The sequence below is a fragment of the Aureimonas sp. Leaf324 genome (assembly GCF_001423245.1).
Lineage (GTDB): Bacteria > Pseudomonadota > Alphaproteobacteria > Rhizobiales > Rhizobiaceae > Aureimonas.
This window is the reverse complement of the sequence record NZ_LMOH01000013.1, coordinates 1-26369: the sequence shown is the minus strand read 5'-3', so window position 1 is coordinate 26369 and position 26369 is coordinate 1. Positions and strand designations below refer to the sequence as shown.

The 26369-nt window shown below is 64.6% G+C and carries 28 protein-coding genes and 3 tRNA genes; 9 read left to right on the top strand and 22 right to left on the bottom strand.

All coding sequences use genetic code 11. The features are described from left to right. On the bottom strand, positions 1–99 hold a 99-nt coding region (locus tag ASF65_RS21400), incomplete at its 3' end, for a GTP-binding protein (RefSeq protein WP_141681087.1). Positions 100–282: 183 nt separating this feature from the next. Here ASF65_RS21400 and ASF65_RS11575 point away from each other — a divergent pair. Beyond that, on the top strand, positions 283–462 hold the full coding sequence (locus ASF65_RS11575; RefSeq protein WP_055889236.1) for a hypothetical protein: 180 nt from the start codon (positions 283–285) through the stop codon (positions 460–462). Positions 463–526: 64 nt separating this feature from the next. On the opposite strand, the gene ASF65_RS11570 is transcribed toward ASF65_RS11575, so the two are convergent. The 3 genes from ASF65_RS11570 to ASF65_RS11560 all read right to left on the bottom strand — a co-directional run bounded on the left by ASF65_RS11570 (position 527) and on the right by ASF65_RS11560 (position 2702). After that, positions 527–2218: a PAS domain-containing methyl-accepting chemotaxis protein gene (locus tag ASF65_RS11570; protein WP_162239482.1), complete on the bottom strand. Its 1692-nt coding sequence runs from the start codon at positions 2216–2218 to the stop codon at positions 527–529. Between the two features lie 311 nt (positions 2219–2529). Continuing rightward, positions 2530–2603: transfer RNA gene (locus ASF65_RS11565), tRNA-Gly, on the bottom strand. A 14-nt stretch (positions 2604–2617) separates the two neighbouring features. After that, positions 2618–2702 (bottom strand) — tRNA-Tyr (locus ASF65_RS11560). Between the two features lie 171 nt (positions 2703–2873). Here ASF65_RS11560 and rlmB point away from each other — a divergent pair. After that, on the top strand, positions 2874–3728 hold the full coding sequence (rlmB, locus tag ASF65_RS11555; RefSeq protein ID WP_055889230.1) for a 23S rRNA (guanosine(2251)-2'-O)-methyltransferase RlmB: 855 nt from the start codon (positions 2874–2876) through the stop codon (positions 3726–3728). A gap of 4 nt (positions 3729–3732) precedes the next feature. Here rlmB and ASF65_RS11550 read toward each other — a convergent pair whose 3' ends face one another. Continuing rightward, positions 3733–3933, bottom strand: a complete 201-nt coding sequence (locus ASF65_RS11550; RefSeq protein WP_055889226.1) for a hypothetical protein — start codon at positions 3931–3933, stop codon at positions 3733–3735. 168 nt (positions 3934–4101) lie between these two features. Here ASF65_RS11550 and ASF65_RS11545 point away from each other — a divergent pair, with 168 nt between their 5' ends. Together ASF65_RS11545 and ASF65_RS11540 are read left to right on the top strand one after the other, a co-directional pair. Next, the gene (locus tag ASF65_RS11545) at positions 4102–4641 is read left to right on the top strand and encodes a TRAP transporter small permease subunit (protein WP_055889241.1); all 540 of its coding nucleotides are present in this window, start codon (positions 4102–4104) and stop codon (positions 4639–4641) included. Positions 4642–4666: 25 nt separating this feature from the next. Next, positions 4667–6262 carry a TRAP transporter large permease subunit gene (locus ASF65_RS11540; RefSeq protein ID WP_082505481.1) on the top strand — a complete coding sequence of 532 codons (1596 nt, stop codon included), beginning with the start codon at positions 4667–4669 and terminating at the stop codon, positions 6260–6262. A 66-nt stretch (positions 6263–6328) separates the two neighbouring features. On the opposite strand, the gene ASF65_RS11535 is transcribed toward ASF65_RS11540, so the two are convergent. Further along, complete coding sequence (locus ASF65_RS11535) at positions 6329–7432, bottom strand: TRAP transporter substrate-binding protein (protein ID WP_082505479.1); 1104 nt, start codon at positions 7430–7432, stop codon at positions 6329–6331. Between the two features lie 138 nt (positions 7433–7570). Then, positions 7571–8674: a TRAP transporter substrate-binding protein gene (locus ASF65_RS11530; RefSeq protein WP_055889220.1), complete on the bottom strand. Its 1104-nt coding sequence runs from the start codon at positions 8672–8674 to the stop codon at positions 7571–7573. Positions 8675–8831: 157 nt separating this feature from the next. Here ASF65_RS11530 and ASF65_RS11525 point away from each other — a divergent pair. From ASF65_RS11525 to ASF65_RS21395, 4 genes are all read left to right on the top strand, one after another. Then, positions 8832–8906: transfer RNA gene (locus ASF65_RS11525), tRNA-Thr, on the top strand. A gap of 138 nt (positions 8907–9044) precedes the next feature. After that, positions 9045–9281, top strand: a complete 237-nt coding sequence (locus ASF65_RS11520) for a hypothetical protein (protein WP_156369276.1) — start codon at positions 9045–9047, stop codon at positions 9279–9281. After that, positions 9278–9781: a hypothetical protein gene (locus tag ASF65_RS11515; RefSeq protein ID WP_055889212.1), complete on the top strand. Its 504-nt coding sequence runs from the start codon at positions 9278–9280 to the stop codon at positions 9779–9781. Before ASF65_RS11520 ends, ASF65_RS11515 begins: the two co-directional genes overlap by 4 nt. Positions 9782–9885: 104 nt before the next feature. Continuing rightward, positions 9886–10947 (top strand): hypothetical protein, encoded by a 1062-nt coding sequence (locus tag ASF65_RS21395; protein WP_156369275.1) that lies wholly within the window; start codon positions 9886–9888, stop codon positions 10945–10947. Positions 10948–11003: 56 nt separating this feature from the next. On the opposite strand, the gene ASF65_RS11505 is transcribed toward ASF65_RS21395, so the two are convergent. From ASF65_RS11505 to ASF65_RS11490, 5 genes are all read right to left on the bottom strand, one after another. Next, positions 11004–11456 (bottom strand): hypothetical protein, encoded by a 453-nt coding sequence (locus tag ASF65_RS11505; protein WP_055889205.1) that lies wholly within the window; start codon positions 11454–11456, stop codon positions 11004–11006. A 38-nt stretch (positions 11457–11494) separates the two neighbouring features. Continuing rightward, entirely contained in the window at positions 11495–12556 is a 1062-nt protein-coding gene (locus ASF65_RS11500; protein WP_055889201.1) for a peptidoglycan-binding protein, read from the bottom strand. A gap of 621 nt (positions 12557–13177) precedes the next feature. Then, positions 13178–14032 (bottom strand): acyl-homoserine-lactone synthase, encoded by an 855-nt coding sequence (locus ASF65_RS20880; RefSeq protein ID WP_082505475.1) that lies wholly within the window; start codon positions 14030–14032, stop codon positions 13178–13180. A gap of 75 nt (positions 14033–14107) precedes the next feature. After that, complete coding sequence (locus ASF65_RS11495; RefSeq protein ID WP_055889199.1) at positions 14108–14830, bottom strand: LuxR family transcriptional regulator; 723 nt, start codon at positions 14828–14830, stop codon at positions 14108–14110. Between the two features lie 807 nt (positions 14831–15637). Next, on the bottom strand, positions 15638–16900 hold the full coding sequence (locus ASF65_RS11490; protein ID WP_055889196.1) for an SGNH/GDSL hydrolase family protein: 1263 nt from the start codon (positions 16898–16900) through the stop codon (positions 15638–15640). A gap of 150 nt (positions 16901–17050) precedes the next feature. Here ASF65_RS11490 and ASF65_RS11485 point away from each other — a divergent pair, with 150 nt between their 5' ends. Beyond that, positions 17051–17269: a hypothetical protein gene (locus tag ASF65_RS11485; RefSeq protein ID WP_055889192.1), complete on the top strand. Its 219-nt coding sequence runs from the start codon at positions 17051–17053 to the stop codon at positions 17267–17269. Here the strand turns inward: ASF65_RS11485 and ASF65_RS11480 are convergent. Genes ASF65_RS11480 through ASF65_RS11435 form a run of 10 tightly spaced genes read right to left on the bottom strand, consistent with a single transcriptional unit; the run spans position 17254 to position 26277 of the window. Next, positions 17254–17604 carry a DUF1353 domain-containing protein gene (locus ASF65_RS11480; RefSeq protein ID WP_055889189.1) on the bottom strand — a complete coding sequence of 117 codons (351 nt, stop codon included), beginning with the start codon at positions 17602–17604 and terminating at the stop codon, positions 17254–17256. The two genes, ASF65_RS11485 and ASF65_RS11480, sit on opposite strands and share 16 nt — an antisense overlap. After that, positions 17604–18122 (bottom strand): hypothetical protein, encoded by a 519-nt coding sequence (locus ASF65_RS11475; RefSeq protein ID WP_055889186.1) that lies wholly within the window; start codon positions 18120–18122, stop codon positions 17604–17606. Before ASF65_RS11475 ends, ASF65_RS11480 begins: the two co-directional genes overlap by 1 nt. Next, positions 18110–18709 (bottom strand): DUF4376 domain-containing protein, encoded by a 600-nt coding sequence (locus ASF65_RS11470; protein WP_055889183.1) that lies wholly within the window; start codon positions 18707–18709, stop codon positions 18110–18112. The genes ASF65_RS11475 and ASF65_RS11470 overlap by 13 nt, the downstream gene beginning before the upstream one ends. A gap of 1 nt (position 18710) precedes the next feature. Then, positions 18711–19319 carry a hypothetical protein gene (locus ASF65_RS11465; RefSeq protein WP_055889181.1) on the bottom strand — a complete coding sequence of 203 codons (609 nt, stop codon included), beginning with the start codon at positions 19317–19319 and terminating at the stop codon, positions 18711–18713. A gap of 50 nt (positions 19320–19369) precedes the next feature. Then, positions 19370–19714 carry a hypothetical protein gene (locus ASF65_RS11460; protein WP_055889179.1) on the bottom strand — a complete coding sequence of 115 codons (345 nt, stop codon included), beginning with the start codon at positions 19712–19714 and terminating at the stop codon, positions 19370–19372. Between the two features lie 3 nt (positions 19715–19717). Next, entirely contained in the window at positions 19718–20146 is a 429-nt protein-coding gene (locus ASF65_RS11455) for a hypothetical protein (RefSeq protein ID WP_055889176.1), read from the bottom strand. Next, entirely contained in the window at positions 20143–21027 is an 885-nt protein-coding gene (locus ASF65_RS11450; RefSeq protein WP_055889173.1) for a hypothetical protein, read from the bottom strand. The genes ASF65_RS11455 and ASF65_RS11450 overlap by 4 nt, the downstream gene beginning before the upstream one ends. Next, positions 21024–22562 (bottom strand): hypothetical protein, encoded by a 1539-nt coding sequence (locus ASF65_RS11445; protein ID WP_055889170.1) that lies wholly within the window; start codon positions 22560–22562, stop codon positions 21024–21026. Before ASF65_RS11445 ends, ASF65_RS11450 begins: the two co-directional genes overlap by 4 nt. After that, a complete protein-coding gene (locus ASF65_RS11440) occupies positions 22559–22762 on the bottom strand; it encodes a hypothetical protein (protein ID WP_055889168.1) in 204 nt (67 codons plus the stop codon). The genes ASF65_RS11445 and ASF65_RS11440 overlap by 4 nt, the downstream gene beginning before the upstream one ends. Continuing rightward, positions 22750–26277 carry a M15 family metallopeptidase gene (locus ASF65_RS11435; RefSeq protein WP_055889165.1) on the bottom strand — a complete coding sequence of 1176 codons (3528 nt, stop codon included), beginning with the start codon at positions 26275–26277 and terminating at the stop codon, positions 22750–22752. The genes ASF65_RS11440 and ASF65_RS11435 overlap by 13 nt, the downstream gene beginning before the upstream one ends. Between the last annotated feature and the right edge of the window lie 92 nt (positions 26278–26369).

The following is a 26369-nucleotide window of genomic DNA, read 5'->3' as shown; positions in this document are numbered from 1 at the left end:
CGTGATCGCCGCCGTCAGCGACGTCTTCCCGTGATCAACGTGACCAATCGTCCCGATGTTCACATGCGGCTTGTTACGCTCGAATTTGCTCTTCGCCATGATCTCTACCTTGGGCCTAGCACGACAGGGCCGCGACATAGCGAGTGGAAGGGCGAAACACAAGCGCCCCACAGAAGATGGCTCCGGAAGACGTGACCGCGAGGAGCAACGCCGGCCCGCCGAGGGTTGGCACTTTCACGCGGCGAACGCGTTGGCTGTGACACGACGAGGTGGGAGTCCGACATGTCCAACATCCCGATCCAGAACGACACGACCGCCGTTCCCGACCCGCAGGCCGAAGAAATCGCCGCCAAGCACGGCATCAGCATCGAGGATGCCAAGCGTCATCTGCGCGAACAGTCGCAGGACCGAGCCGCCGCCGAAGGTGCCGTCGAGGCGGAGAAGCTCGGGCAGGCAGACTGAAGGCCCTGCGGCCGTCCTTCATCAGCGAGAAATTCCGATCTGCCTCGCGAGGTCCGGGTTGCCTTCACCAGGACGACGATGCGATCGCGAGACGAGACTGGAGTTCGTGGACGGCCGGGCGGGCCCGTGACGGGACGCCTTCCGGGTTGCGGGAGAAGCGGAAGCGGCCGAGCAGTTCGCGCATGCGCGTCGCCTCGGCCGCCAGTTCGTTGCTGGCCGCCGTCGACTGCTCGACCATCGCGGCGTTCTGCTGCGTGCCTCGATCGAACGTATCCATGGCGATGCTGATCTCGCCGAGAGCGATCGACTGCGATTTCACGCTCTCGACGATACCGCGGATGTTGCCGTCGATCTCGGCGAACCGGTCGAGCATGCCATCCAGCGCCGCGCCTGTGCGGTCGACGAGTTCGACACCTTTGCCCACCTGACGCCGGGACACCTCGATCAGGAGCTTGATGTCTTTGGCCGCCTCGGCGGACCGCTGCGCGAGGCCGCGAACTTCCTGGGCGACGACTGCAAAGCCCCGCCCGGCGTCGCCGGCGCGTGCGGCCTCCACGCCGGCATTCAACGCCAAAAGGTTGGTCTGAAAGGCGATCTCGTCGATCACGCCGATGATCTTGCCGATCTCGGACGACGAGCGCTCGATCTCGGCCATGGCCGCCACCGCCTCGCGGACGACGGCGCTGGATGCCGCGACGTCGGTTCTCGTGTTCGAGACCAACTGCCCTGCGCCGTCGGCCTGCACGCTCGACTGGCGGACGTTCCCGGTGATCTCCGTCACCGCAGCCGTGGTCTCTTCGACGGCGGCCGCCTGCTGCTCGGTGCGCGCGGCCAGATCGTCTGATGCCATGCGGATCTGGTTGGTGCCCGTATGGATCACGTCGCTGGTGTCGAGCACGGCCGTCATCGCCTCGCCGAGCGCGGCGAGCGCCTGATTGAAACTCTCGCGGATGCCTTCGAGCGAAGGAACGAACGGGGTCTCGAGGCGCTGGGCGAGATCGCCGCGTGCGAGCTTGGAAAGGGCGGTTCCGATCGTCTCCAGCGCCGTCATGCGATCCGTGAGGTCGGTGGCGAACTTCACCACTTTCACGACCGCCCCGTTCTCGTCGCGGATCGGATTGTACGAGGCCTGAATCCAGACTTCGCGCCCGCCCTTGCCGATGCGCTTGAAATCGGCCGCCCGGAAGCGGCCCGCGCGCAGATCGCTCCAGAACGCGTCGTATTCCGGGTCGGCGGCGTGGATAGGATCAACGAACATCCGGTGATGTCGCCCGACGATTTCCTGCAGTTCATAGCCGAGCGTCTTCAGGAACCCGTCGTTCGCCGTCAGGATCGTCCCGTCAGGAGTGAATTCGATGATCGCCTGCGAGCGCGAGAGGGCAGCCAGCTTCTCGGCATTCTCCATCGCGGCCCGCTTGGTCTCGGTAATGTCGGAGGCGAACTTGACGATCTTCTGCACCCTGCCCCGGGAGTCCAGAACCGGATTGTAGGTCGCCCGGATCCAGACCTCGCGGCCTCCTTTGCCGACGCGCTTGAAGACATCCGCAACGGGCGAGCCCGCTGCCAGCGCCGTCCAGAAATCCTGATAGTCCGCGGAGGATGCGAATTGCGGCTCGACGAACATCCGGTGATGCTGGCCGACGATCTCGCGGCGCTCGTAGCCCAGAACCGCGCAGAAGTTCGGGTTGGCCGTTAGGATTTGGCCGGTCGGCGTGAACTCGATCACCGCCAGCGAACGACCGAGAGCCTCGAGCACTCGTTCCGCATTTCCCGAAAACAGGCGCATCGAAAAGGCCCCCGAAGGACAGGCGATCGATCGGATCGCACAACCTGGGAGCTTACGTGCAGAACTTTAATGAGGAATTTCCCGCTTTGGACGATCTCGAACGACCTGTCGTCCGAGCGGGTTTGATCGTGCGTTCAGGCCAGCGTCATGCAGGGAATTTGGGCCTTCATCGAGGCCGGCGCGCTGACGACAGTCGGATGATCGGGTCGATATCGACGGCGCACAGATCCCGAACACTCGGAATGATCGAGTTCCGCAACGTTTCTCAGAACTCGGCAGATTGGAGCGGGTAGAGGGAATCGAACCCTCGTATTCAGCTTGGAAGGCTGCTGCTCTACCATTGAGCTATACCCGCGCCGGGTGGGTGAATGGTGGAGGGAGTTGGATTTGAACCAACGTAGGCTAAGCCAACGGATTTACAGTCCGTCCCCTTTAACCACTCGGGCATCCCTCCAGGTCACCCTGCGCCCCTCGCGGGCCGCCGGAAGCAGCGGGCGTTGCCCGTTCGCTTCGAGCGGCGTTATGGCGACAGGCCGGGCCCATGTCAACATGCCCGCGACGCGGATATGAAGGGAGTTTCTATGCTTGCCTTTGCTCGCCTGCCGAACTCCGATAAAGCGCCATCATGACAGATCATCCCAAGAGCCACACTCCGAAGGACTCGCATTACGCCCGGCTGCGGCGGGCGCATCGCGATCAGGCCGCCGGCGGTCCGGCAGCTCCGTCCGCCCGGCCGCCCAAGCCGCAGCATGCGGGCCGGCCTGCCCCGGCCGACCGCGTCCGTCTCTACGGCATTCACACGGTGCAGGCCGCTCTCGCGAACCCGCGACGTCGCTTCATGCAGATCTACGTTACGCGCAACGCGCTGAACCGGCTCGAGCTCGACGAGAACGCAGCGCCCTGCCCGATCGAGATCGTCGAACCCCGATTCCTCGATCAGGAGCTCGGATCGGACGCCGTCCATCAGGGCGTCCTCCTCGAAACGGCGCCGCTGAAGCCGGCGCGGCTCGATGATCTTGGCGAGACCGATCTGGTGCTCGTGCTCGATCAGGTGACCGACCCGCACAATGTCGGAGCGATTCTCCGTTCGGCCGTCGCGTTCGGCGCGGGCGCCGTGGTGACGACCTCGCGCCATTCGCCGCAGGAGTCCGGCGTTCTCGCCAAGTCGGCTTCGGGCGCCCTCGAACTCATATCCTATGTACAGGTGACCAACCTCGCGGACGCGCTCGTCGAGTTGAAGGAACGCGGCTACCGGACGATCGGCCTCGATTCGGCGGGCGACGACGAACTGGAGCCCGCGCTGGACGGCGGCAAGCTCGCGCTTGTGCTGGGCTCCGAGGGCAAGGGGCTGCGCCAGAAAACGCGCGAGACCGTGGATGTCCTCGCCCGCCTCGAAGTGCCGGGCGCGATCCGCTCGCTCAACGTGTCGAACGCGGCCGCCGTGTCGCTCTATGCGGCGAGACGGCATCTGAAGGGCTGACCCGTCAACCCGCCTCCGCCTCGGCCCGGCGGAGGAGCGCGGCCGCATAGACTTCGGTCAGGGTCCTCATCGCGGCGACGTCCGTCCGCTCGGTCCGGACGGTGCCGCGCGAGCGCATGCGCTTCAGGAGCAGGAGCTCGAACCGCAACTCGCGCGCCAGCCGAGCGACGGTCTCTGCCTGACGATCGATCCGCGCCTCGTCCAAGACATGCTCCTCTTCGCGTTCCGTGGTCCCGACACGATCACGGAACGCGGCGGCCGCGACCGATCGCCCAGAAAACGCTGGCCTTGCCAGCATTTGCTGTCGTAGGCCAGAAGGTGTCGCAGATTTGCCTTGATTGGCACGATCCGCGACCCGATCCAGGGAGGGATGATGGGAGTTCTTCTGGCTTTCAGCCGAGGTGTCGACAAGCTCAGCGCGGGCTTCGCGGTGATCGCGGACTATCTCGTCCTGATCGCGGTGCTAATCAGCGCCGGCAACGCCCTTATCCGCTACACGCTGAACATGAGTTCCAACGGGCTCCTCGAGATCCAGTGGTACATGTTCGCCGGCATGGTGCTTCTCGGCGCGTCCTATACGCTCAGGATGAATGAGCACGTGCGGGTCGACCTCGTCTATTCGGCCCTGACCACCAAGGGCCGCCTGCTGGTCGACATCTTCGGCTTCATCGTCCTCTTCCTGCCCGTCATCGGCTACCTCTTCGCCCTGACCTTCCCGTTCTTCTGGCGCTCGTTCACGAGCGGCGAAGTCTCGATGAATGCCGGCGGGCTGATCCTCTGGCCGGCCAAGGCGACGCTGCCGCTCGGGTTCGCGCTGCTCTTCCTTCAGGGCCTGTCCGAACTCATCAAGCGGTTCGCCGCTCTGGCCGGGCTCATCACGATCGAAACGAAGTACGAGAAGCCGCTGCAATAGGCGGCCGCGCGGGGGAAACACGCGAATGTTTGAATACGGGCCGATGCCGCCGCTGATGTTCGGCGGCATGATCGTCTTCCTGCTCATGGGCTTTCCGGTCGCCTTCTCGCTGGCGGCAGTGGGTCTCCTCTTCGGCGCGCTCGGCGTCTACTTCGAGCATTTCAGTCCGGCGCTCCTCAACGCGCTGCCGCTGCGCTTTTACGGCGTGATCTCCAACGATCTCCTGCTGGCGATCCCGTTCTTCACCTTCATGGGCGCGATCCTCGAACGTTGCGGCCTTGCCGAGGATCTCCTCGAGGGTTCCGGCCAGCTCTTCGGCCCCAAACCGGGCGGCCTCGCCTACGCCGTCATCCTCGTCGGCGCCGTGCTCGGCGCTATCACGGGCACGGTCGCAGCCTCCGTGATCGCCATGGGCGTCGTGTCCCTGCCGGTGATGATGCGCTACGGCTACGACATGCGTCTGGCGACCGGCGTCATCGCGGCGTCCGGCACGATCACGCAGGTCATTCCCCCCTCGCTCGTCCTCATCATTCTGGCCGACCAGCTCGGCCGCTCGGTCGGCGACATGTATGCCGGCGCGATCGGCCCGTCGCTCCTGCAGATCCTTCTCTTCCTGGGCTTCATCTTCGTCATGTCGAAGCTGCAGCCGCACAAGATGCCGCCGCTGCCGCCGGAAGCCCGGACGAAGAGCGGTCGCGAGCTTTGGTGGCAGGTCGCCAAGGGCATGGTGCCCTCGCTCGCGTTGATCTTCCTCGTGCTCGGGACCATGTTCATGGGCCTCGCGACGCCGACGGAAGCCGGCGCGATGGGCTCGGTCGGCGCGATCCTGCTCGCCGCCCTGCATCGTCGCCTCAGCTGGACGCTGACGCGTCAGGCGATGGCGACCACGATGCGCCTCACCGCGATGGTGGTGTTCATCCTCATCGGCTCGACCGTCTTCAGCCTCGTCTTCCAGGGCATGGATGGCGGCCACTGGATCCAGTACCTCCTGTCCCACATTCCGGGCGGCGTCGTCGGCTTCCTGCTCTTCGTCAACATCTTCATCTTCTTCGTGGCGTTCTTCCTCGATTTCTTCGAGATCGCCTTCATCATCGTGCCGCTGCTGGCGCCCGCTGCGCATGCGCTCGGTATCGATCTCGTGTGGTTCGGCGTGCTTCTCTGCGTGAACATGCAGACCGCCTTCATGCACCCGCCGTTCGGCTTCGCGCTCTTCTATCTGCGCGGCATCGCACCGGCGAACGTGAAGAGCTCCGACATCTATCTCGGTGCGATTCCCTGGCTCGGCCTCCAGCTGATCCTCGTCGCGATCCTGATCGTCTGGCCGCAATCGGTGACGTACTTCCTGAAGGAGGAGCGTGTGGTCGACCCGTCGACCATCCAGCTCAACGTGCCGATGCCCGGAATGCCCGCTCCGACCTCGGGCGGCGCGGCACCGCCCTCCTTCGGTGCGCCCCCCGCGCCGTCGTTCGGCTCTCCGCCGCCGCCGAGCTTCGGTGCACCGGCGGCTCCATCCTTCGGCACGCAGCCTGCCAACCCCGCACCGGTTCCCGCTGCGCCCGCAGCGCCGAGCTTCGGGTCACCGGCACCACCGAGCTTCGGCGCTCCGGCACCGCAGCAGTAGGCACGGGCAAAAAGAAAGGCCGGCGGATCGCTGCGCCGGCCTTCTCCGTTCGCGGGTTCGTCGACCTTACTTGCCGGCCGCCTGCTGCGTGTAGACGTAGGTATCGTACGAATATTCCGCGACGCGGAACCACTCGTAGCTCTCGGCGCGGAACTTCGCCCAAGGGTCGTAGATCGCCTTCCACTTCGGATTGCTCTCCGACAGCGACGCGTAAAGTTTCATCGCCGAATCGTAGGACGCATCCAGAATGTCGCGCGGCAGCGGGCGAAGCTGCACGCCCTTGCCGACCAGCGAGCGGATGGCCTGCATGTTCTTGGCGTCGTAGAGCGCCATCATGTTGACGTTCACCGCCTTCGCCGCCGTGTCGAGCGCAGCCTTGTAGGCGGCCGGAAGCTCCTCGTACTTCGCCTTGTTGAAGAGGAAGTGCAGGGTCAGCCCGCCTTCCCAGAAGGCCGGATAGTAGTAGTACGGCGCGACCTGATAGAAGCCGAGCTTCTCGTCGTCGTAGGGGCCGATCCACTCGGTGGCGTCGATCGTGCCGCGCTCCAGCGCGGGGTAGATGTCGCCGCCGGCCAGCTGCTGCGGCACGACGCCGAGCGGCTCCAGCACTCGCCCGGCAAGGCCCGCGATGCGCATCTTGAGGCCCTGGAGGTCGGCGACCGAATTGATCTCCTTGCGGAACCAGCCGCCCATCTGGACGCCGGTATTGCCGCCCGGCAGACCCTTGACGTTGTAGCCCGCCAGAAACTCGTCGTAGAGTTCGTTGCCGCCGCCGTGATAGAGCCAGGCGTTCTGCTGGCGCGCATTCAGACCAAAGGGAATGGTCGCGCCGATCGCGAAGGTCGGATCCTTGCCGACATAGTAATAGGCGGCCGTGTGCGCCGCCTCGACCGTGCCGTCCTGCACGGCATCGAGCGCCTGGAGACCCGGCACGAGTTCGCCCGCCGGAAACACATCGATCTGGAACTTGCCGCCCGTGATCTCCGAAATCGCGGTGGACAGCGTCTTGGCGCCGCCGAAGATCGTGTCGAGCGTGTTCGGAAAGCTCGACGTCAGGCGCCAGCGGATGCTCGGCATCTCCTGCGCGATGGCGGGCGCGGCGAGCACCGTGCCGGCCGCGGCGCCGCCCGTGACGGCTCCCGCCTTGAGAATAAATTGTCTGCGATCCACGCGTTGTCCTCCCAATCGCTGCGAAGCGAAACGCCGGCATTGGAGACCACGTCGCGATCCTTCGCAATAAGGCGGGAGGGCAAACAAAAAGGCCGGCTTCGAGAAAGCCGGCCTTTTGCCATCACATCAATTTGACCGTCACTTCCCGGCGGCCTGCTGGCTGTAGTTGTACGTGTCGCTGGTGTACTCCGCCACGCGGAACCACTCGTAGATCTGCGTGCGGAACTGGCTCCACGGGTCGTACATCGCCTTCCACTTCGGGTTCGACGCCGAGAGCTTGGCATAGAGATCCTGCGAAGACGCGAGCGCCGCGTCGAGCACGTCGCGCGGCAGCGGGCGCAGCTGGACACCCTTGCCCACCAGCGAGCGGATCGCGCGCATGTTCTTCACGTCGTAGTCGGCGAGCATGCGCGTGTTGCAGACGGCCGCCGCGTTCTCCAGCGCCGCCTTGTAGCTGTCGGGCAGCTCGTCGTACTTCGCCTGGTTGAACATGTAGTGGACCGTCGGCCCGGCCTCCCAGAAGGCCGGATAGTAGTAGTACGGCGCGACCTGATAGAAGCCGAGCTTCTCGTCGTCGTAGGGACCGACGAACTCGGTCGCGTCCAGCGTGCCGCGCTCGAGCGCCGGATAGACGTCGCCACCCGCCAGCTGCTGCGCCACGACGCCGAGCGGCGCAAGCACCTGACCCGCGATGCCCGCGATGCGCATCTTGAGGCCCTGCAGGTCGTTCAGCGAATTGATCTCCTTGCGGAACCAGCCGCCCATCTGGGTGCCGGTGTTACCGCCGGGATAGGCGCGCACGCCGTAGGAGGTCAGGAACTCGTTGATCGCCTCGTTGCCGCCGCCGTTGTAGAGCCAGGCGTTCTGCTGGCGCGCGTTCAGGCCGAAGGGGATCGAGCTGCCGATCGCGAAGGTCGGGTCCTTGCCGACATAATAGTAGAGAACGGTGTGCGCCGCCTCGACCGTTCCGTCCTGCGTCGCGTCGAGCGCCTGCAGGCCCGGCACCAGTTCGCCGGCGGGGAAGACGTCGATCGTGAACTTGCCGTCCGTCAGCTTGGAGACGATCTCCGAGAAGAGGCGCGAAGAGCCGAACAGCGTGTCGAGCGTGTTCGGGAAGCTCGACGTCATGCGCCAGCGCAGCGTCGGCGCCTCTTGCGCGATGGCAGGCGCGGCAAGGCCGGTTCCCACCACGGTTCCGCCGGCGACCATCCCGGCCTGACGAATGAATTGACGACGATCCATCGGGTTCCTCCCACAGTGCGGACCCGATCCGTATGCCCGGAAAACGCGTGCCTTGAAAGGACTTGCGGGCGCTTTTGTCCGCCCGCAACGCAGCACCCACCGGCAAGGAATTTTGCGGATGCGATCGCATCGCCCCTGTGCTAAATCGACCGCCGGGGCCGGCTTAGCTCAGCGGTAGAGCAGCGGTTTTGTAAACCGAAGGTCGGGGGTTCAATCCCCTCAGCCGGCACCAGCAAAAACAAGGGTTTAGGCCGCATCCAGCCTCATGAGCGTGTCGCATCATGTTGCGGCTCTTACCCCTTATTTTGCAGCGTTTTCCCTGTATCCTCGGCTACTCCGTGCGACATGGCACGCAACATGGGAGGCATGCTTGTCCGACGTTTCACCGCTACGCCGACGCGTCTCAGGTCTTGCTTCCGTGGACGAAGCGAGGGCTTGGATTGATCAAACCCTCGAAGGGAATGACGACCTGACGCCGAAAGGCATCCGCGTCAGCAACTCGTTTTACGAGGATGGGTTTCGAGGTGAGTACCAAGGCATCCGGATCGTTATGGATCCAGGACCAGATTTCTATCCGGACGATACCGTCGAGATCGAGTTCGAGTGAGCGACCTGTTCGGCGACGAGATGAATTGGCTTGATGATACGCCGTCGGCGGATCCCGCAATTCAAGTCGAGTACAAGGCCGCGCTCGGGGGCTTCCTCGTCCAATTCAACGCCCTCGAGAACATGCTCGCAGACATTCTCGAAATGTCATTCCGATCGCTGAAGCGTCGCGACCTCTATCGAGGAAACGAACCCTTCGAGAAACGCCTCATGACCCTGGAATTGGTCGGATTGGCGCTGCCTCGAATGCATACCCCCAACTTCCCGGAGCTGAGATCCCTCGCCGACGAACGCAACAAGCTCGCGTATGGTCATTTCGATCAGAACCCCTACTCCGGCGAGTATCGGGTTATCTCTCGTGGCGGCGTTGCTCGAGAACTATCGGCAGCGCAAATTCGCGCGCTCGAGGATCGCGCCTTAGTTGCGTGGAATGACGTGCGATCGTGTCTCGCTTTTCACTGGTTTGACCCTGACGGCTCGATGCTTCGGCGCGACGAATAAAGTTGGGGATAGCGCGATCGCTTATTGTCCCCTTCCTCTTCGCTGATTTGCCGATCCGGCAGTTCCCACTATGTTCTCGTCTTCCGCATGAATTGGGAGACTGCATGCCTGAGCAGATCGCAATCCCTGAAGCTGCACGTCGCGTCAAAGCTGACTTCCCCGAATTTCCATCGAATGAGATCGTGCAAGAGATCCTAGAGTTCGTCAGGGACACGGGGGAGCCTTGGCTGTGGCGAGGCCACACTCACACACCGATCCCCGAAGGCTCAGTCCCAAAGTACGTCTGGGAATTCGACGTGCCCGAGTTCGGATCAAAGCGACAGGCAATTGCTCCCTGTCCGCACTGTCAGCCCAACGCGCCCAAATATAAGCATGGAGTGATTGCGTACTTTCCCGACGAGCACGTCATCCGGCTGATGGGGGCTGATTGCTTCCGTACCACCAATCCTGAGGCGCATGAGGTCGCCAAACGCGAGCTTGAGCGCTTTCAACGTTCCGTGCGTAACCAACGATATCTTCAAGAGCGGCTGCCGCTGCTTCCTGACCTTATCCACGCAGCGGAAGCTGCATTCCCACAGGCTGAGGCACTAGATGCGGTTCAAGCAAACTTGGTCCGCGAAGTGCAGGGCCTAATGCTGCAGACCCTGCAGCAAGCCCTGCGTAGCGGCGAGCTTCGGGTTCGGTCCAAGGGCAAAGAGGCGACATTCAGCCGGGAGGGCGTTGCTGGCACGCGGGATGTCGAGGTTCTGGAACGCTTCGGCGCAGTTGATGGCGTAAAGCTTTTGATGGAGCTCCGATCACCCATCCAACCGAAGCTCCGGGCTGTCACAGAGAAGCTCCGCGAACTCAACAGCCGTTATGTCGACGACCCCAAACTCAAGGAGATGCACGACGGCGAGAAGGCATCGTTGGTTCGAGGCTTCCAACAAGCATCCAGACGCCTGACCGACATCTATGCGTCGATCAAAGACCGGCAGCGCTTCATCGCGCCTGCCAATCTGGCAACGCTGGCTCGGTGGAGCGAACAGGAAGCGCCAGAGGTCGTGGTGTTTATCGAGCGGGTCGGGCAAAATTTTCGCGTAGGAAAAACGCGGGTATCAAGCCGAACGATCGAAATACCAAACGCGGCCCGCCGGCCGCTGTTGAGCTTGCCGGCGATGCCCTGAGCTCGCACTCATCATTGTGTATCTGAGGCAATCGAAAGGATTGAAAGTCGGAAAACTCACCGTTCTGGCACCGGCTCCAGCGATGCCCTCCGGCCCGGCGACTGGCTTTCAAGCCGCTGCGTTAACACCGCGACGTTGGTCGCCAGTCCGCCGACGGTCTGGTTGATCTCGCGCAGGCCGGTGCTGATATTCGCCAGAGACGCGTCCACTCGCGCGTTCGTGGACTTTAGCGCCCCCTCGACGGCTTGGACACGATATCGGACCTCGTCGTGAGCCGCGAGGCGTCGGTCGACCTCGAGCACACGCGCGTCCCGCTTCAGGATCAGTTCCGCTTGGGCGGTGGTGAGGCCTGAGATCTGACCCGTGTGCGCGTTGACCGTGTCCCGCAGGTTCAGGAGCCATGCGCCTGCGCCGAGCGCTACAGCGCCGATCGCGATCATGGTGGACACGTTGATGGTCCAGTCGACCTTCGGCGTGTTCATCGAGGTGCCCTCGCCTTCGGTGCTCATTCTCACAATGCCTCTGCGATATGCTTGGATGCGTCAGGCTACTCATTCGCCGGTGCGCGATAGGTCGAGATGAAGGCCCAGGCGGCAGCAATTACGACGCCGCCGATCAGCAGGAAGGCCGCCATGTATTCCGGCTCGAGGACCCAAGCCGGGATGATGCCGAGCTTGGCGCCAATGAGCGTGATCGCAGGCGCTACAGCCGACCCCTTGGCCGCGCCGACTGCCGCGCCGACTGCCTTGTTCACGCTGCCGACGATTGCCGGGAGACCGGCGGGAACTGGCGGCAGGACGGAGGCCGGGATGGACACGATCGCGGCCGGTGCGTCGACCTCGGGGCGCGGGGTCGGGATGGGCACGGCGACCGCGCGAGGCGCGATAGCATCAACGAGAGCCCGCAGCGTGCGCGGTCCGGCGAACCCGTCGTCGTCGAGCCCGACCGAGCGCTGGAACTCCATCACCGCCGCCTCGGTGCCGGGGCCGAAGTTCCCGTCCGGCTTGCCGTCCGAGTAGAAGCCGCTGGTCTGGAGATCGCGCTGCAGCTTCTCCACCGCGCTGCCCTTCTCGCCGCGGACCAACATGCCGTCCGCCATGGCGTCCTCTGCCGGTCGGCCGATCGTGTAGTCGCCAAGCGAGATCAGTTCAGCCTCGTCCAGCCGGCGCGACACCAGACCCTTCAGGCGGACGCCCTTGGCCGTCGTGCGGGTCGTCTTCAGCAGCTCGGCCGCCGTCATCCAGTCGCCGCGCTTGGCCGCCTGTGCCCAGCGGTCGGTGAGCGTCCCCGCCCCGGCGTTGAAGACGACGGACCCCATGCCGTCGAACGCGTGCTGCGGCACCTCGCGGCCCAAGAACTCGTTCACGGCCGCGCCGTACTCTTCGCGCATGAGGAAGAGGAACGCGTCGTCCGCCTCGGCGCGCGTCATGGTCGCGCCGGGTCCGAACTTGATCCCCGGCTTGTGCTTCGCCCACCAGACGCGGAAGGCGGACGATGCCCAGGTGAAGCCCTTCCCGATGGTCCCGATCTTGACCGGGTCGAGATAGTAGCGCGCGACGAAGCCTTCCTGCGCGCCGGTGAAGGCCACGCCGGGTGCACTGATTTCCATGGGTGATCTCCGGTCATGAAAAAGCCCGGCGCGGTGGCCGGGCTGGGTGGCGTCAGTTGAGTTGGAGGTGGCTCTGAGCGCTTGATTAGCAGCCCTCGACCTCCTTGAGCGCGCAAGCAGGCGACACGGCAAAACGCTTGCATAGGCTGGCGTCCGGCCGGTTTGCTCTAACGCGGCAAATTCTGGCTAGGCAATGCACGATTCGCGGGCCCGTTGAACGGGATCAATTAGAGGACCCGAGTAAATATGCTAGTCGATGAAGATGAGGCCTCTATGTTTCGCAATGCCTCTTAATGCCACCGCGCGCCTTTACGCTGGAAGAGCGAAATGGGCGTGATCTGCAGTAGATCGCATACCCGCACAAGTAGCGACGACGGCAAGCGGTCCACGCCAGTCTCATAGGCCCCCAGCTTATCCACACTGATGCTCAGGGCCTGCGCCAACTCGGCAGTGGTCATTCCAGCCTGCTGACGGGCTTCCCGTAGCCGCTCACCTAAGCTCGTATTGATTGGGTCATTCACGACGCATTTTCCCCTGCCGCGCGTTTGCGCAGAAGGGCTATCTACCTCAATGGTGGTCAGGCGTCATTAACGTCAACGATATGTTTAGTGCACGATCTGTTCAGCGCGCGATCAAGTTTTCAATTCGCTCTCGGATGGTTGCCGCCGCCGCCGATGCAAGCCTTTCCGCTTCTTCGAGCTCAAGCCCTGCTGCCTCTAGCGTAACATACCGGCACAGACGCTCAAGAGCTTCCAACTCCGCACGAAACTGATTGAGGTCCGCATTCTGGCCGTTGCTAATCAATTTCGGCTCCGCACGTTCGATGTTGGTAGCTGCAGCGACGGTAGTAGGTAGAAACGGTTTTCTAGGCCCAAGATGCACGATTTGAGGCGTTGTTATTCCGGTTGTTGTTTGCGCGCTTTCAAGCGCTGCCTCGGACACGCCAGTGAAGGCGGCCAAGACTGACGTGCCATCGACAACCTCAGGTAGCCCAAGCGCTTGGATCTCCCAGCCCAGACTTGTTGCGAGTGGCATCCAGTACGCTTCTTGCACACCGCCAACCCAATGGACGCCTTCGCTCAGACAGAACTCCATCACGGCGCAGCACATGGCATCCGCTACGCGAGCGTCTTCGTTTCCTCGCGTTGATGGGATCGTGAACATCCTCGTCCAATCGGCCCATTCTGGTCGGTGAGGGACTCCACGGGGTCGCGCGAGTTGCGGGTAAACCTCGCGCAGTAGGGTCGGGCCAGAACTCGGCATTAAGCGGGTTCCGCAGACGAACTCCCCGTTACGATACCCAAGAAGGTGAAACGCGTCAGCGTGGTCGAACTGGTCGACCGCTCCCTCGCACTCATCCCGCGCACACCAGCGCCTCGACCGATCGGACAACATATGACGCCAGTCGAAATAGATTTTCATCTCTTCGGAGAAGAGGTGAATGTTCTCTGACGTGATAACTTGGACCTTGAGCATATCGCTTCCCGTTGGCGAGAAGCTTTTAATTGAATGCTGATTTCTCAGACATACCGAGATTTGGGTAGGGGCGCATCAGATACGGATTTCGCCACCACGGAGCGCCTCGACGACGGCTTGCGTAATGGTCGCGACATCCAGCTTCACTCGGATGTTCCGAAGATGGGTCTGCACCGTGTGGGTGGATAACCCCAGAATGTCCCCGACGTCTTCTGCGTTTTTCCCGGCCGCGATCCATGTGAGGCATTCGGCCTCCCGCGGAGACAGGGTTCGCTTTACGCTTGGAACGTCTCCGAGGATCTGGCGAACCCGGTTGACGGCATAGATACTTATTAGATGGATCTCCGATCGCGATTGGATCGGGAGGTCACAGCGACGCGACGAAGCGAACGTCACGGCCGCTTGCCAGTGCCGAGACGAGAACATCGGCACCAAAAAACCGTCGATCATGTCGAAATCGGTCGCTTCATTCATCACGCGTTGCGATTTCCGAGGGGCCATTAGTGGCTGAGGGACCTCCCGCCAAGTGAAGGGCTCGGTGGTTCGGAGAGCCCATTGGGCAACGCCATCATGCTGGAAGTAATCCTCCTGCGAGTAGCGCTCTAGCCATCCAGCGGGCCACGAATTGAGGAGAATCAACGGTAGAAGCGGCTGGTTGGGCATCGGCAGTCCGGTGGCAATGAAATGGTCCAAGCCAACCTTCGCAGCCTCGGCCTGGAGAGCGGCGAGAACGTCCTCAACGCTGCTCAGACTCTTAAGGTGGTCGATGAAATCGAACGCGGCAGTGACCCCGGCCATCCTTCCTTCGCCTTCTGCGCGATACCTAGAGGGATTGCTACTGATACGTGCAAGCGGATTTCGTCAAGACGGCAGCATCAGGGGCATGTGTACTGGCGGTATGCGGCCCCAACGCAGCGGCATCGCTGGCTTAGGACGTCATCCAACATGTTGCCATGATCGACAGTCTCCATCCCGCATTGGGCTCTAAGAATGGAGACGATGATGCGGGGTCTATCAGAGCTGGCAGACGAGGCAGAAGTTCCAACATGAAATGCCCGCTTCAGTCACCAGGCTCGAGGAAACCCGTCAGATCCAAACAGGACCGTCTGGAGGCGGCTGTGCCGTTCGACGCTCGGCAGCATCGAGTGCAACCAGAAGCGCTCCGGTGACAGAACGATCGTTCAATTCCAGTGATGTGCGGCTGGCTTCCATGATCTGATGGATCAGCCTCTGCCGCGTCTCGAATGCCTTTCGCATCCTGTTTCTCCCGTCTTTTCACGGGAGGGATTTTGCCGAAACGTCAGATGAAATCGAGACGAGTGAAAAAAGATTAAACCACAACCCACAGATGATAACGGTACTGTTCTGGTTATTTACAATTCGACATAACCAGTGGGTGTCGCATTGATCACGGGAGGTTTCAAAATCAGCACTATTCAGAGTGGTAATCGTGCTTCCCAAAGATGCCTCAGCACAAGAGCTCGCTTGTCCGCCAACTCAGTTGCTGTGATCAAGCACCTCGCGCCTCGCGCACGATCTGGCGCGAAAACCCGTCCGGCTATCCCAATACATCACGGTCGAGCGGTTCGCCTTCCCCAGCAGACGTTATGCCGCCAACGCCAGCGCGTTCTGCCCAGCCGCATACGCCACGATCGCCTCGCCACCCGTCTGGTTCGGATGCTGCTGGGCGCCGGGACTGCCGCTGTCGGAGGCATACCCGGCCTTCCACAGGTTCGGATCGGCGTCGAGCTGCGCAGGGATCGCGAACTCGACCACGCCCGCCAGGAGCGAGCCGAAGCCTCCAGCGCGCAGATCAGCGTTGAACGTCAGACGCCGCCCGTCCTGCATCGCGGTCGGTACGGTCTGGTTGTTCTCGGTGACCGGCGCCGTCGCCGTGGTCGAGGGCGTAATCGTGGACTGGTAGATCCGGACGCTCGGCATAACGGCCTTGAAGGTGGTGAATAGCGCCGTCAGGTTGGTCTTCAACGTCGCGGCCGAGGAGGTCGACGACAGGTCGTTGACGCCGAGATCGGAGAAAATGTCGGTGACGCCGAGCGCCTGCATCAAGGCGATCCGCTTGGCGTACTTGTCCTTGTTCGCTAGCGCTGAAGCACCAGCGCGTCCGAGGTGAAGGACGCTGCCGACATCACGCTGCAGGACCAGTCCCGCCAAGACGCCGAGTGCCAAACTCGGCGCGGTCGCGTGCGAATAGCCGCCGACACCCTGCGAAAGGCTATCGCCGGTCAGCGCGAAGAGACGGCGGGCTGCCGGCATATCGCCGATGACGCCGATCGCCGCCGCCGGCATCTGCTGCGAGGCGTTGCCGATCGTGCCGGTCGCGGCCTTATCGGAGAGATCGACGCCCTCTTCCATATTGCCGACGTTGGTCCCGCGGAACGCGTCCGTGTAGTACCAGAGCCCGCCGGTTGCGACCTTTCCGTTGGTCCTGATCCAGTAGAACCCGGCCGGGATCGTGAACCCGTCCGCCTTGGACGATTTCGCGAGGATCGTCCCTGGCGCCACGGTGATGGTCGCCCCCATGTCGCGGATCGTACCGTCCGGCAGCTCGATCGTGCTGTGGTAGGCGACCTCGTTCGGATAGTCGTACTCGTTCCCCGAGTTGTAGTAGATGCCGGTGTAGGCGACCTCGGGGTTCGGGATCGGGACCGGCGTGTAGAACCGCTTGCGGACGTTGAACGAGTTCTTCGCCCCGTCCGAGGGTCGAATCTGGTTGCCCTGGTCGCCGCCGAAGCCTGCAAGACGCCGGATGGTCGAGCCCCCACCACCCGCGCCAGGGGTGATGATGCCGGCGCCGATGTAGGAAGCGGCTGCGACTTTGTTCTGACGAACGCGAGACGACTGGGCCATGAAAGGGTCCACCTCATGAAAAAGGCGCCTCATCGGCGCCGGGGGATTGGAACGGAAAGGTGTGCAGGCGCTTGGCCTAGAGGACGATCACAAACGGAGCCCCATCAGTTCGCGCACGGCGCTCATGGCGCCACCGGCCAGGAGGCCTGCATGAACGAGGAACTTGAAGAGCTTGGTGCCCGGATCGACGGGCTTCGCCTAGTCATCGCCATCTTGGTATCGTCGACGCCCAATGCAGCCGAGGTTATCGTCAAGCTTCAGGCGGCCGAGGTGATGGCACGACAGCGAAACCTGCCGACCGGGTTCATTACGGAACTGTTCCACCTGCTGGAAACTCTCGAGGACGTCGGCAATCAGGACCAGTGGTAGAAAGCTGTCGCCGCGGTCATGGCGAAGCGGCGAGCAGCCGACACGCCGTCCGCCTTCAGCGCCTCGTTGAACGCCCCGGCCGCCGTGACGCGGTCGAAGCCTCGGCGCAGCAGTTCGTCATGGAGCGCCGCCGCCTTCAGGTATCGCGGGTCGAGCGGGTCGAAGATCCAACGCAGCGCCCATGGGATCGAGACGTCGAAGACCGTGCCGTCCTCGACGTGCTCCCAGTGATCGGACCCTTTGTGCCCAAGCTCCCAGCTGGTGCGGCCGTGCTGGCGATACCGGATGCCATCCAGCCGTTCGAAGATGATCAGCGCGTCGGTGTAGGCGCCCATCAGCCTCGAGGCCGCCCCGCGAAGACGAAAAGGTGCGCCGTGAACCCCGGCGGCTTGATCGGCACGGCATCGGGCGTCGCCTTGCCAGATTTTCCGGTCGTCTTCTGCGGCGACGAGGCGGTGAGCCCCGTCAGCAGCGGCAAAAGCCCGGCGACGAGGCCTGCTTTGCCGGCGGTCGCCGTCGCTCTGTCGTCGACGTAGCTGTGGTCGTGCTCCGGCAGGTTGGCGATCGTGAGCGTCACCTTGTCCGACCCAACCAGCTCGCCCGCAGCGCTGTCGAACCCACTGGCGACCGTTGCCGTCCCGGCCGGCACCTTCACCAGCTTGAACGTCGCAGCCGTCGAGCCCGCAAGGAACCAAGGCAGCTTCGCCGCCTTCGCCACGAAGTCGGGATACATGGCCCGCTGGTACTCGGTCTTTCCGTCGAGCCGCAGCCAAGCAGGGCCGAGGTCGTCGAACAGGGCGTGCCGCAGGAGACCGATCGGCAAGGTGACGTTGCGCAGGTCTACGCCGGCCATAGCGAGTTCCCCGTGATGTCGGGGATCGTCTCCCCGGCTGCGATGCGGCGCTTGAGGTCGTTACCAGCGACGATCATCACGCCCTCGCGGGCCGCGACAGCATTTCCGAAGGCGACCATCGTCTGCGCATCCATCGGCACGCGGCTGTTGTCCGCGGCAATCCAAAAGAAGTCGACCGGCAGGCCGTGCCAGCGTAGGTCGCCTTCTTGGACGCCGTTCATCAGCGCGGCCATTGCCGAGATGCGCGACCGGTCGATCCGCTCGCGGTCAAGGTCGGCCGTCTGGAAGAACTTGCCGGCGAACGTGATGCCGAGATCGATGCGCCGGTCGCGCTCCGCATCAATCAGCTTCGGAATGTCGGCCGGGTCCGGGTCGCCCGCCTGGTCGATCGGCACGATGGCGTAGCCGTCGCCGCGCTTCACGACGACCTGCGTCCTTGGGTCGTAGGATCCGAACAGGACGAAACCGAGCTCGCGCCGGCTGTCGGGCTGGTTGGCAAGGTCCGTGCGCGAGAAGCCGTCCTTGGTGTAGGCGACGGCGGGCAGCGGCTGCGGCGGGCCGTCGTTGCGGCGATAGAGGTCGATCATGTCAGAACCCGAAAATCCGGATCTGCGGTCGCCCGCCGATGTTGCTGAGGCTTCCCTTGCACGCGGCCCCGCCGCCACCGGGGATAGCGCCGGCGGCTGTGACCTCGACGCGCTCCGAAAGCACCTCACCCTTCCCGCCTCGGCCGCCAACGAACGGCCATGAGGTCGGAGCGCTCGCGCCGCCCGCGTAACCGTCAGCAGCCTTGCCGCCGGGAACCGGGACGTCGCCCGTCCCGACTTTCCCTTCGGCGCCTGGCGCGCTTCCGGCGACACCGGGAAGGTTGATCTCGCCACCCGATGCGGTGCCGCCAGCGCCGGGCGTTGCGCCGCTTGCGCTCGTGCCGCTTGTCGCCGTCATGGTGCTGGCATCGGGAAACGTGACGGAAAGCGATCCACCAGGCTTCGCCGTGATCGTCTGCCCGGCAAGCAGGAAGACACGGCGGACCGCCAAGCCGCCACTGCCGCCCGAGGCCGCGGCGCTGCCTGACTGGTTGTTCGAGCCGTTCCCGCCGCCACCCCATGCGCCGACGAGGTACTCGCCCGAGTAGGGAGCGATGAAGGTGTCATCCGTCGAAGTCGCCCAGGTGATGCGCGGCTGCGGCGACCCCACGGCTCCGTCCGGTCGCAGGACAGGGTTTCGCAGCCCCGATCGCAGCGCCCTCACGTCGCGGGCTCCTCGTAGACCTGCAGCACGGTGGCGTAGATGTCGCCGGCCGCAGACGCTGAGACCCGGATGCTGTCGCCGGGATTGAGGATCCACTCGCGGGACCGGGCCCCGTCCCCACCCGGTCGGATGGTGGTATTGACCGGCAGGATCGGGCGTTGCGCATTCGACGCGCCACTGTCGATCCAGATGCACTGCGTGATGTCGGCCGGGTTCACGCCGTCGATGTTCACGAAGTCGAGCTGGTAGGTCCGAACCTTGGCATCCGCCGCCATGTTCGTGACGAGCGTCTGCAACGAGGTCGTGAGGGACAGGCCCCCAATGGCTTTGGTATCGGACATGGGTCAGCCTCCGAAGGCGCGCGCGTAGGCGCGGGAATGGCGAGCGGCTGACGCCTGCTGCGCGACGACGCCATCGAGCGTCGCCTGAACCTCGGCCAGTTGCTCGGTCACATCGGCCGAGAGTTCCGAGAGGTCGATCACCACGGCACCGGTCTTGCCGTTGACGCTGGTCACGGGGCCGGTCTCGATTGCGGCGACCGCCGCCGAGAAGCGGTTGGCCTGCGTCGTGATCGCGGCGAGCGTCTCGGTCGCGACGCGCACGACGCCGCGGCCGAAGCCGACCATGTCGCGCAGCGACTTGATGAACAGGCCGATCGCCGAGTTGCCGCCGCGACCGAAGCCGCCGGGGTTCGTCTGCGCGTCGAACGGGCGCTCGTTGTAGACGGTCGCCAGCCGGTTGGCCTCAGCTTCCTCTTCCGGTGTCAGGTTCACGGCATTAGTTCCTTCAGTTCGAACGCGATGGCGGCTCGCCCGTCGAAGGCGGCCACCTGCTCCCACGGGTTCAGCGCGCGCAGCCGCGCGAGGAAGCTGAGGCGCGTCAGGTTCTGCGCGTCGTCGGGCCGGTGGATGTAGAAAAGCTCGCCCTTGGTGCCGGCGCGCCGTTCGAGCTCCAGCCCGCGCTGAAGCGCCTCCTGGTCGGGGAGGAAGGGGAAGGCGATGTTGAAGACGCGGAACGGCTCGCGCTCGTCGAAGAACTCGGCGCCCGACAGCGCCTTCTCGATCATGGTCTCGTCCTCGTAGCGCAGGCCTGCGCCATAGGCGGGGTTCCGCGAGGGCTGCCAGCCCGTCGCCATCCAGAGCCGGCCGATGTCGATGTGCCCGGCCGGGTTTCCGTCGTCGATAATCTCGATCCGCCAGTGCGGAGCGAAGGACGGCTCGGGCAGGACGTGGATGGCGTTCTGCGTGAAGCCTTCGATGTCGGCGGTCAGCGGCTTGCCGTCCCACCAGTTCTCGGCCTCCGATGGCAGGTCCTCGGTATAGGCGAGGGTCGGGTAGGCGTCGAACTCGGCCCGGTACGACGGCGAGAAGTACGACCCGTCCTCGTACCAAGCCGTCACCCGGAGCCGTGCTGTCACCGACAGGTTGTGGTTGACGAGGACGACGGCACGGATCTCCCCGAAGGCGGAGAAGTCGACGTCGAACTGCGTATCCGTCGGGCGGGTGCTCGCCGAGCGCGCCACCTCGGACAGCTCGCGCTCCTGAAGGTTGGTCAGCGGCAGGACCCAGCTGCCGCCCGACAGCGTCGCACCAGGCCGCGAGCCCCGCGGCTGGTCGCTGAGGTTGGGGTGCAGGAACAGGCAATGCGCCGTCATCCGATGGCCTCGATCAGGGTCTGCTTCTTCTCGTAGGCCTGCGTCAGGCTCACGACCCGTAGCGCGCGGCCAGCGGCCATGCCGAAGCGATCAATGCGCAGCATCAGTTCGTCGTTGAGGTCGAGCGTCGCCGCCTTCTCGCTGGATACGGCGAAGGCGAAGAGGTCGCGCCGCGTGCCGTAAATGGCGAGCAGCCGCTCGGCCTCCGCGCGCGCGTCAGCCTCCGTCGTCAGGCAGGTGTCGAAGACGAGCTCCGGACCCTTCGGATGCAGGACCTTGTTCGCCTCGCTCTCGACCTTCACCTGCCGCCATTCCTCTTTCGCGAAGGATCGGAAGGCGTCGGTGGCCGCGACGTTTTTCAGGTCCTCGTCGGAGAGCGTCGTGAACGCATGGGCGTAGCGCACCGTCACTGAGCGCGTCGGCACACCCGCGCCAAGATCCTGCGTCGCGGCTCGAGCGAAGCCCTGCCCCTGATCGAGGATGGCCGAGCGGCCGAACAAGACGTCGCCGCCGGTCGTGGCGAGCTCGAACCGTCCGACACGGATCGCGCCGAACCGGTCGTCGGTCAGGAACCCGCCGATCGAGTTCAGGACCGTCATGGCCGCGGCCAGCACCGTCGTCTCGCCCTGCGCGATCCACAGGCCGCACTCGGCCGGGTTCAGGTCGTGCAGCGCGTCGAAGTCGTCTTCCGCCACCGGCATCAGGTTGCCGATCATCCGGCGCACGATCCGCGCGGCCGAGCGGTCCGCCAGCGTCGCGCCTTCGGCTGCGTCCACCGTCAGCGAGCCGTCCGGGCGCACGCCGGTGCGCAGGAGGCCGAGCGCGAGACACGTCGCGAACTGGCCGCCCGTCAGCGTCGCCGCCTTCAGTGCGGCGAGCGTCGGATAGTCCTGCGTCGGCGTGAGCGAGACGCCGCTGTCACGCACGGCCGGGATGGCTGACAGGGCGCCGCTCGAGACCTGGAAGACGTCGTCGAACTGGTCGACGGTCACGGGCGTGATGTTGCGCGCCGATCCGAAGAGCAGCGGCTTCTTGACGTCCTTGAGGTCCGCGTTGCCCTCAGCGATCGAGAGGCCGCCGCTGGTCGTCGAGCCGAGGTAGGCGAGCGGCTGGATTGCCTCCCGAAGCAGGACCAAGCGGCCGAGGATCGAGATCGACACGAGCCGGCTGGGGAACTCGGCCTGCTCCATTGAGCCGGACAGGAGAAGCTCGCGGCTCGACCACGGCGCAAAGCGATCGGCAAGGCTCCAGATCGTGAACGGTCGCCCGTCGAAGGCGAGGTCGATCAGGCCGTCGAGCTTGCCGTCGGCGTTGACGATGGTGATCTCGCCCGCCCCGACCGCGCTCTCGCCCCGCGTGCGACCGCGCGAGAAGAGGAAACGGTCGTACTGGCCAGGGTTCTGCAGCCGCCCGCGAAAATGCGCATTCGAGGGTGCGTCGCCGGGCGCCGTGGTGTAGCCGTCGGACGCAAAGCGCAGCACGACGGCCTCGCCCGTCGCCGGGTCGACCGGATGGAACTCGGCAAGGTAGATCATGCGGCCCTCTGTCGGATCTGGTCGCGCCGCGCAGTATCGGCCATGTCTTCACTCGCCCGGTTGCCCCGCTCGGTCGCCTGGACGTTCTGGGCGAGCCCCTGACCCATGGTGACGATCTGCTGGCGCAGGAGCCGGTTGGCTTCCTTCAGCTCGACCACCAGCGCACGGTCGCCGCCGTCGGTCGTCGTTACCGCCGGCATCTGCACCGGCGCGACGGTCGCCGTGCGGATCGCGCTGGACGTCGACGCGACGGGCGCCGCCCACGTGCTCGCGGTCGCCGTCTTCGGTGCGTAGGCGGCACTCCCTTGTCGATGATCGGGCGGATCACCGCCTGCATCGACGGCGCCTGCGAGGCGACCCAATCGAGGAACTGACCGCTGCCGAAGTTGCCGGAGTAGTTGATGCCCTTGGCGTTGAGGTCGGACCAGATCGCCTTGTTCTGGTCCGCCATCAAGCCCCAAGAGCGGGTCGAGTTCAGCGTGTTCTGCGCGGTCACGAAGTCGGACAGGGCCTTGGCGATCTCGAGGTTCGATCCGGCAATGTCCTCGAGCCACGTCGCTTGGGCACGCATCAGGTCGATCTGGCTGGTGGCTTTCACGTCCGCCGACTGCAACGAGGCGTTCACGCTGTCGAAGATCGCGATGTAGTCGGCGCTCGACGCGAAGTAGTCCTTGGCCTCGGCGAGATAGTCCTGCGCGGCGCCGGTCAGCCCGGCCATCGCCTCCTTGTCGCCCCCGTTCGCCTTGGCGAGCGTCTCCTCGTAGACGCGGCGGGCCTCGGCGACCTGGTCCTTCTGAGACAGGGTCGAGCCGTCGCCGAGCTTCATGTCGTCGAGAAACGAGCGGATCCCGTCGCGATAGCTGAGGACCGCCGAATAGACGCTTTCGAGCTGCGAGCGCGACGCTTCGTAGGAGGCGAGCGCCGCCGACTGTGCCGCCTTCGCTGCCTCGGCCGCCGTGCGCGATGCCCCGGTGAAGGCGTGGACGACGCCAGACAGTTCCGGGAACGCCTTGATCAGGTCATCGAACTCCGAGCCGACGAGCTCGGACCCGTCGACAAGATCCTGGCTTGCCAGCTTGAACCAGCGCGACACGATCTCCGGGTCGACGCCGAGCAGCTTGGCATCGTTCAGCGCCGTGTCGCGCGACGTGAGCAGGTCCTTCACGTCGTTGAAGTAGCCGACGCCCGACAGGTCGTTGATCTGCGCCTGGAAGCCTTCGTTGAACGTCTCGCCCATCTTGGCGATGGCCTGGCCGAGACGATCGTCGATGTCGGCGGCTGCCGCCTCGGCCGTCCAGCCGAGGTCGGTCAGCACCTTCTGCAGCCCTGCCGCCGTACCGCGGAAACCATCGAGGCTCTTCTCGACGTCGGAGGTCGTCGCAGCGGTGTAGAGGAGCGACAAGGCGTATTCGCCGGCGGCAGTCTTGGCCTCGGCGATCGCCTTGTTGCGCGCCTCCTCCATGGCCTTCGACGCTTCGGTCCAGGCCCCATTCACGCCGACGCCGATGTCGTCGGATCCGAACGCGATCGACACGTCGTCGATCATGTCCTTGATCTGCTTCTTTAAATCCTTCGTCGCCGCGCGGCCCTTGGCGAACGCGCCGCCGAGCCCTTCACCCGAGGACAGGTCCTCAACCATGTCTGTGAAGCCCTCGCGGAACTCCTCCTGCATCTCCATGAACCGGGTCCACATCTTGGTCCCGGTCGACGCGAACTGCGCCGACGAGTTGCCCTGGCCGTACTTCCAGGCGTCGCCGCCGACCTTGCGGAACTCGGCGAACTGGCTTTCCTGCGCGGTGATCCACTGGCGAAGCTGGCCGTTGCCGTCGCCCGACAGCGACTTGTCGAACGCCTCGTACTGCGGCCGCAGCTCCTCCCACTTCGCGGCTTTGTCGCGATGCGCCTGTTCGCGCTGCTTGCGGGCGCCGAGGATGCCGCCGAGGATGCCGAGCGCAGCGCCGCCGATGGCGCCGATCGGTCCAGCGACGCCCGCGAGGCCGGGAAAGGCAGACGCGATCGAGCCCGCAGCCTGATAGCCGCCGAGCGCACCTGAAATGCCGCCGGAGATCGGCGAGCCTGACTGGTAGCCCGCCCCGAACGCGCCGACACCGGCGCCGATCACCTCAATGCCTGCAAGCGCGCGCGGGCTGAAGAAGCCTCCCGCGCTCTCGGTAGCCGGACCAGCGGAGTGCTGCGGCTGCGCAACGCTCGCGTCCCGGCTGTAATCCTTCATGCCGTCGGAGACGCCGCGCGCGACGATGCGCTGATCGTTGTAGGCAGCGGTCGCCGACTTCGAACCGCCCCGCGCGCCGGCAAGCTCGATGTGCCAGTTCTCGTTTCCGAGCGGGAACGCGAGGCCGTACTTCCCGGCGTTCGCGTGGATCCATTCGCGAGCCGAAGACGAGCCATAGCCGAGATCAGCGGCCATGCCCTTGTTGTGCTGCGAGTTGCCCGGCGGCGCGACCCATTTGCGCGCGGCCGCGACCGACCCGTACTTCTTCAGCGCGGCGTCGAAAAGTTCGGCCTGCCGCGCGACCGAGCGGAAACCCGAGTTGATCGTTATCGCCGACTGGACCGCGGCGGGCGCCGCATCCAGCATGCTCGTCAGCGCCGTGGCGAACCGATCATTGAGCCCCGAGATGTGCCCTTGGCTCTTGCCAGCGCCGAGCAGCGACGACAGGAGGTTCGATGAGACCGACTTCGTGACACCCTGCGCCAGCGCAGCCGATTGCGCGCGCATGGCGGGGGTCGGGGATGGCAGCGCGTACTTCTCGGAATAGGCGTAGCTGGCGGATAGCGTGGCGGGCCGCGGGGTTGGGGTTGGTACGCGGCCTCCTCCAACAGCAGAGAGGATTGCACCGGCGATACCGCTACCCTGTGCGCCGCCGCTTCCCTGCCCGGTGCCGAACAGATTGCCGAAGAGCTTCTGCGCTCCCATGCTGGCGAACTGGCGCCCAAGGTCGGCGGCGAACCCCATCAGGTTCTGCATCAGGTCGCCGCCCTGCGTCAGGGCATCGATCAAGCCTCCGAACGCATCCTCGGCGATCTCGCCGGTCTTGCGCATCTCGTCTTGCGTCTTGCGGAGCGCATCGTTGTAGCACATCTCGCCGGCAAGCCGCTGGCCGTCGAGGCTCTCGTAGTCGACGCCGAGGCCGTGGATGCTCTCACGGACGCGCTGCTCGGCCTCCGACAGGCCGATGATCGAGCGCTCGAACGCAAGGTCGTCGAACATCTCGCCGAGGCGCTTGGCCTGCTCCTGCGCCTCCTGCATCTCCTTGAACTGCGCGGTGAGCGTGCCGACCTCGCCCGCCGCACGCTGGATCGCCGCGAGTTCTTCGTCCGAGACGACCTTGCCAGCGGACGCCGCTGCCTGACGCGCGGCTGCCAGAGCCTGAAACTCGAACCGCAGCGCGGCCGCCTCGCCCTCGCTGCGGCCGAGGAGGTCGATCTCCATGCGCTGCGCGGCGACGGACTGGTCGATCCCGGCAATGCGCGAGCGGGTCGCCTCGGCATAGCGTTGCGCCTCGTCGGTCGCGCGCTTGGCCGCGGCCTCGGCTTCTTTCGCCGCTTCCTGGTCGCGGTCGAACGCCGCCTGGCGCCCGGCGTTGTTGATCGACTGATCGCGCCACTTGTCGAGCGCGATCAAGGCATCGGTGCTGCCCTGATACTGCGCCCGAAGCTTGGCATACTCCTGCTCGACGGCGGCAACTGTCATTCGGCGTGCAACTTTGACCCCGTAGCGGGGGGTATCGGCGTCCAAAATTGACCCCCATCCGATGGACCTGAAGAGTTCGCTTTTCCTTCACG

Bases quoted from the DNA above. Each gene is read 5' to 3' on its own strand.
- ASF65_RS11575 (WP_055889236.1), top strand. From the start codon at position 283: ATGTCCAACATCCCGATCCAGAACGACACGACCGCCGTTCCCGACCCG.
- rlmB (WP_055889230.1), top strand. From the start codon at position 2,874: ATGACAGATCATCCCAAGAGCCACACTCCGAAGGACTCGCATTACGCC.
- ASF65_RS11545 (WP_055889241.1), top strand. From the start codon at position 4,102: ATGGGAGTTCTTCTGGCTTTCAGCCGAGGTGTCGACAAGCTCAGCGCG.
- ASF65_RS11540 (WP_082505481.1), top strand. From the start codon at position 4,667: ATGTTTGAATACGGGCCGATGCCGCCGCTGATGTTCGGCGGCATGATC.
- ASF65_RS11530 (WP_055889220.1), bottom strand. From the start codon at position 8,674: ATGGATCGTCGTCAATTCATTCGTCAGGCCGGGATGGTCGCCGGCGGA.
- ASF65_RS21395 (WP_156369275.1), top strand. From the start codon at position 9,886: ATGCCTGAGCAGATCGCAATCCCTGAAGCTGCACGTCGCGTCAAAGCT.
- ASF65_RS11505 (WP_055889205.1), bottom strand. From the start codon at position 11,456: ATGAGCACCGAAGGCGAGGGCACCTCGATGAACACGCCGAAGGTCGAC.
- ASF65_RS11500 (WP_055889201.1), bottom strand. From the start codon at position 12,556: ATGGAAATCAGTGCACCCGGCGTGGCCTTCACCGGCGCGCAGGAAGGC.
- ASF65_RS20880 (WP_082505475.1), bottom strand. From the start codon at position 14,032: ATGCTCAAGGTCCAAGTTATCACGTCAGAGAACATTCACCTCTTCTCC.
- ASF65_RS11495 (WP_055889199.1), bottom strand. From the start codon at position 14,830: ATGGCCGGGGTCACTGCCGCGTTCGATTTCATCGACCACCTTAAGAGT.
- ASF65_RS11490 (WP_055889196.1), bottom strand. From the start codon at position 16,900: ATGGCCCAGTCGTCTCGCGTTCGTCAGAACAAAGTCGCAGCCGCTTCC.
- ASF65_RS11485 (WP_055889192.1), top strand. From the start codon at position 17,051: ATGAACGAGGAACTTGAAGAGCTTGGTGCCCGGATCGACGGGCTTCGC.
- ASF65_RS11480 (WP_055889189.1), bottom strand. From the start codon at position 17,604: ATGGGCGCCTACACCGACGCGCTGATCATCTTCGAACGGCTGGATGGC.
- ASF65_RS11475 (WP_055889186.1), bottom strand. From the start codon at position 18,122: ATGGCCGGCGTAGACCTGCGCAACGTCACCTTGCCGATCGGTCTCCTG.
- ASF65_RS11470 (WP_055889183.1), bottom strand. From the start codon at position 18,709: ATGATCGACCTCTATCGCCGCAACGACGGCCCGCCGCAGCCGCTGCCC.
- ASF65_RS11460 (WP_055889179.1), bottom strand. From the start codon at position 19,714: ATGTCCGATACCAAAGCCATTGGGGGCCTGTCCCTCACGACCTCGTTG.
- ASF65_RS11450 (WP_055889173.1), bottom strand. From the start codon at position 21,027: ATGACGGCGCATTGCCTGTTCCTGCACCCCAACCTCAGCGACCAGCCG.
- ASF65_RS11445 (WP_055889170.1), bottom strand. From the start codon at position 22,562: ATGATCTACCTTGCCGAGTTCCATCCGGTCGACCCGGCGACGGGCGAG.
- ASF65_RS11440 (WP_055889168.1), bottom strand. From the start codon at position 22,762: ATGCCGGCGGTAACGACGACCGACGGCGGCGACCGTGCGCTGGTGGTC.
- ASF65_RS11435 (WP_055889165.1), bottom strand. From the start codon at position 26,277: ATGACAGTTGCCGCCGTCGAGCAGGAGTATGCCAAGCTTCGGGCGCAG.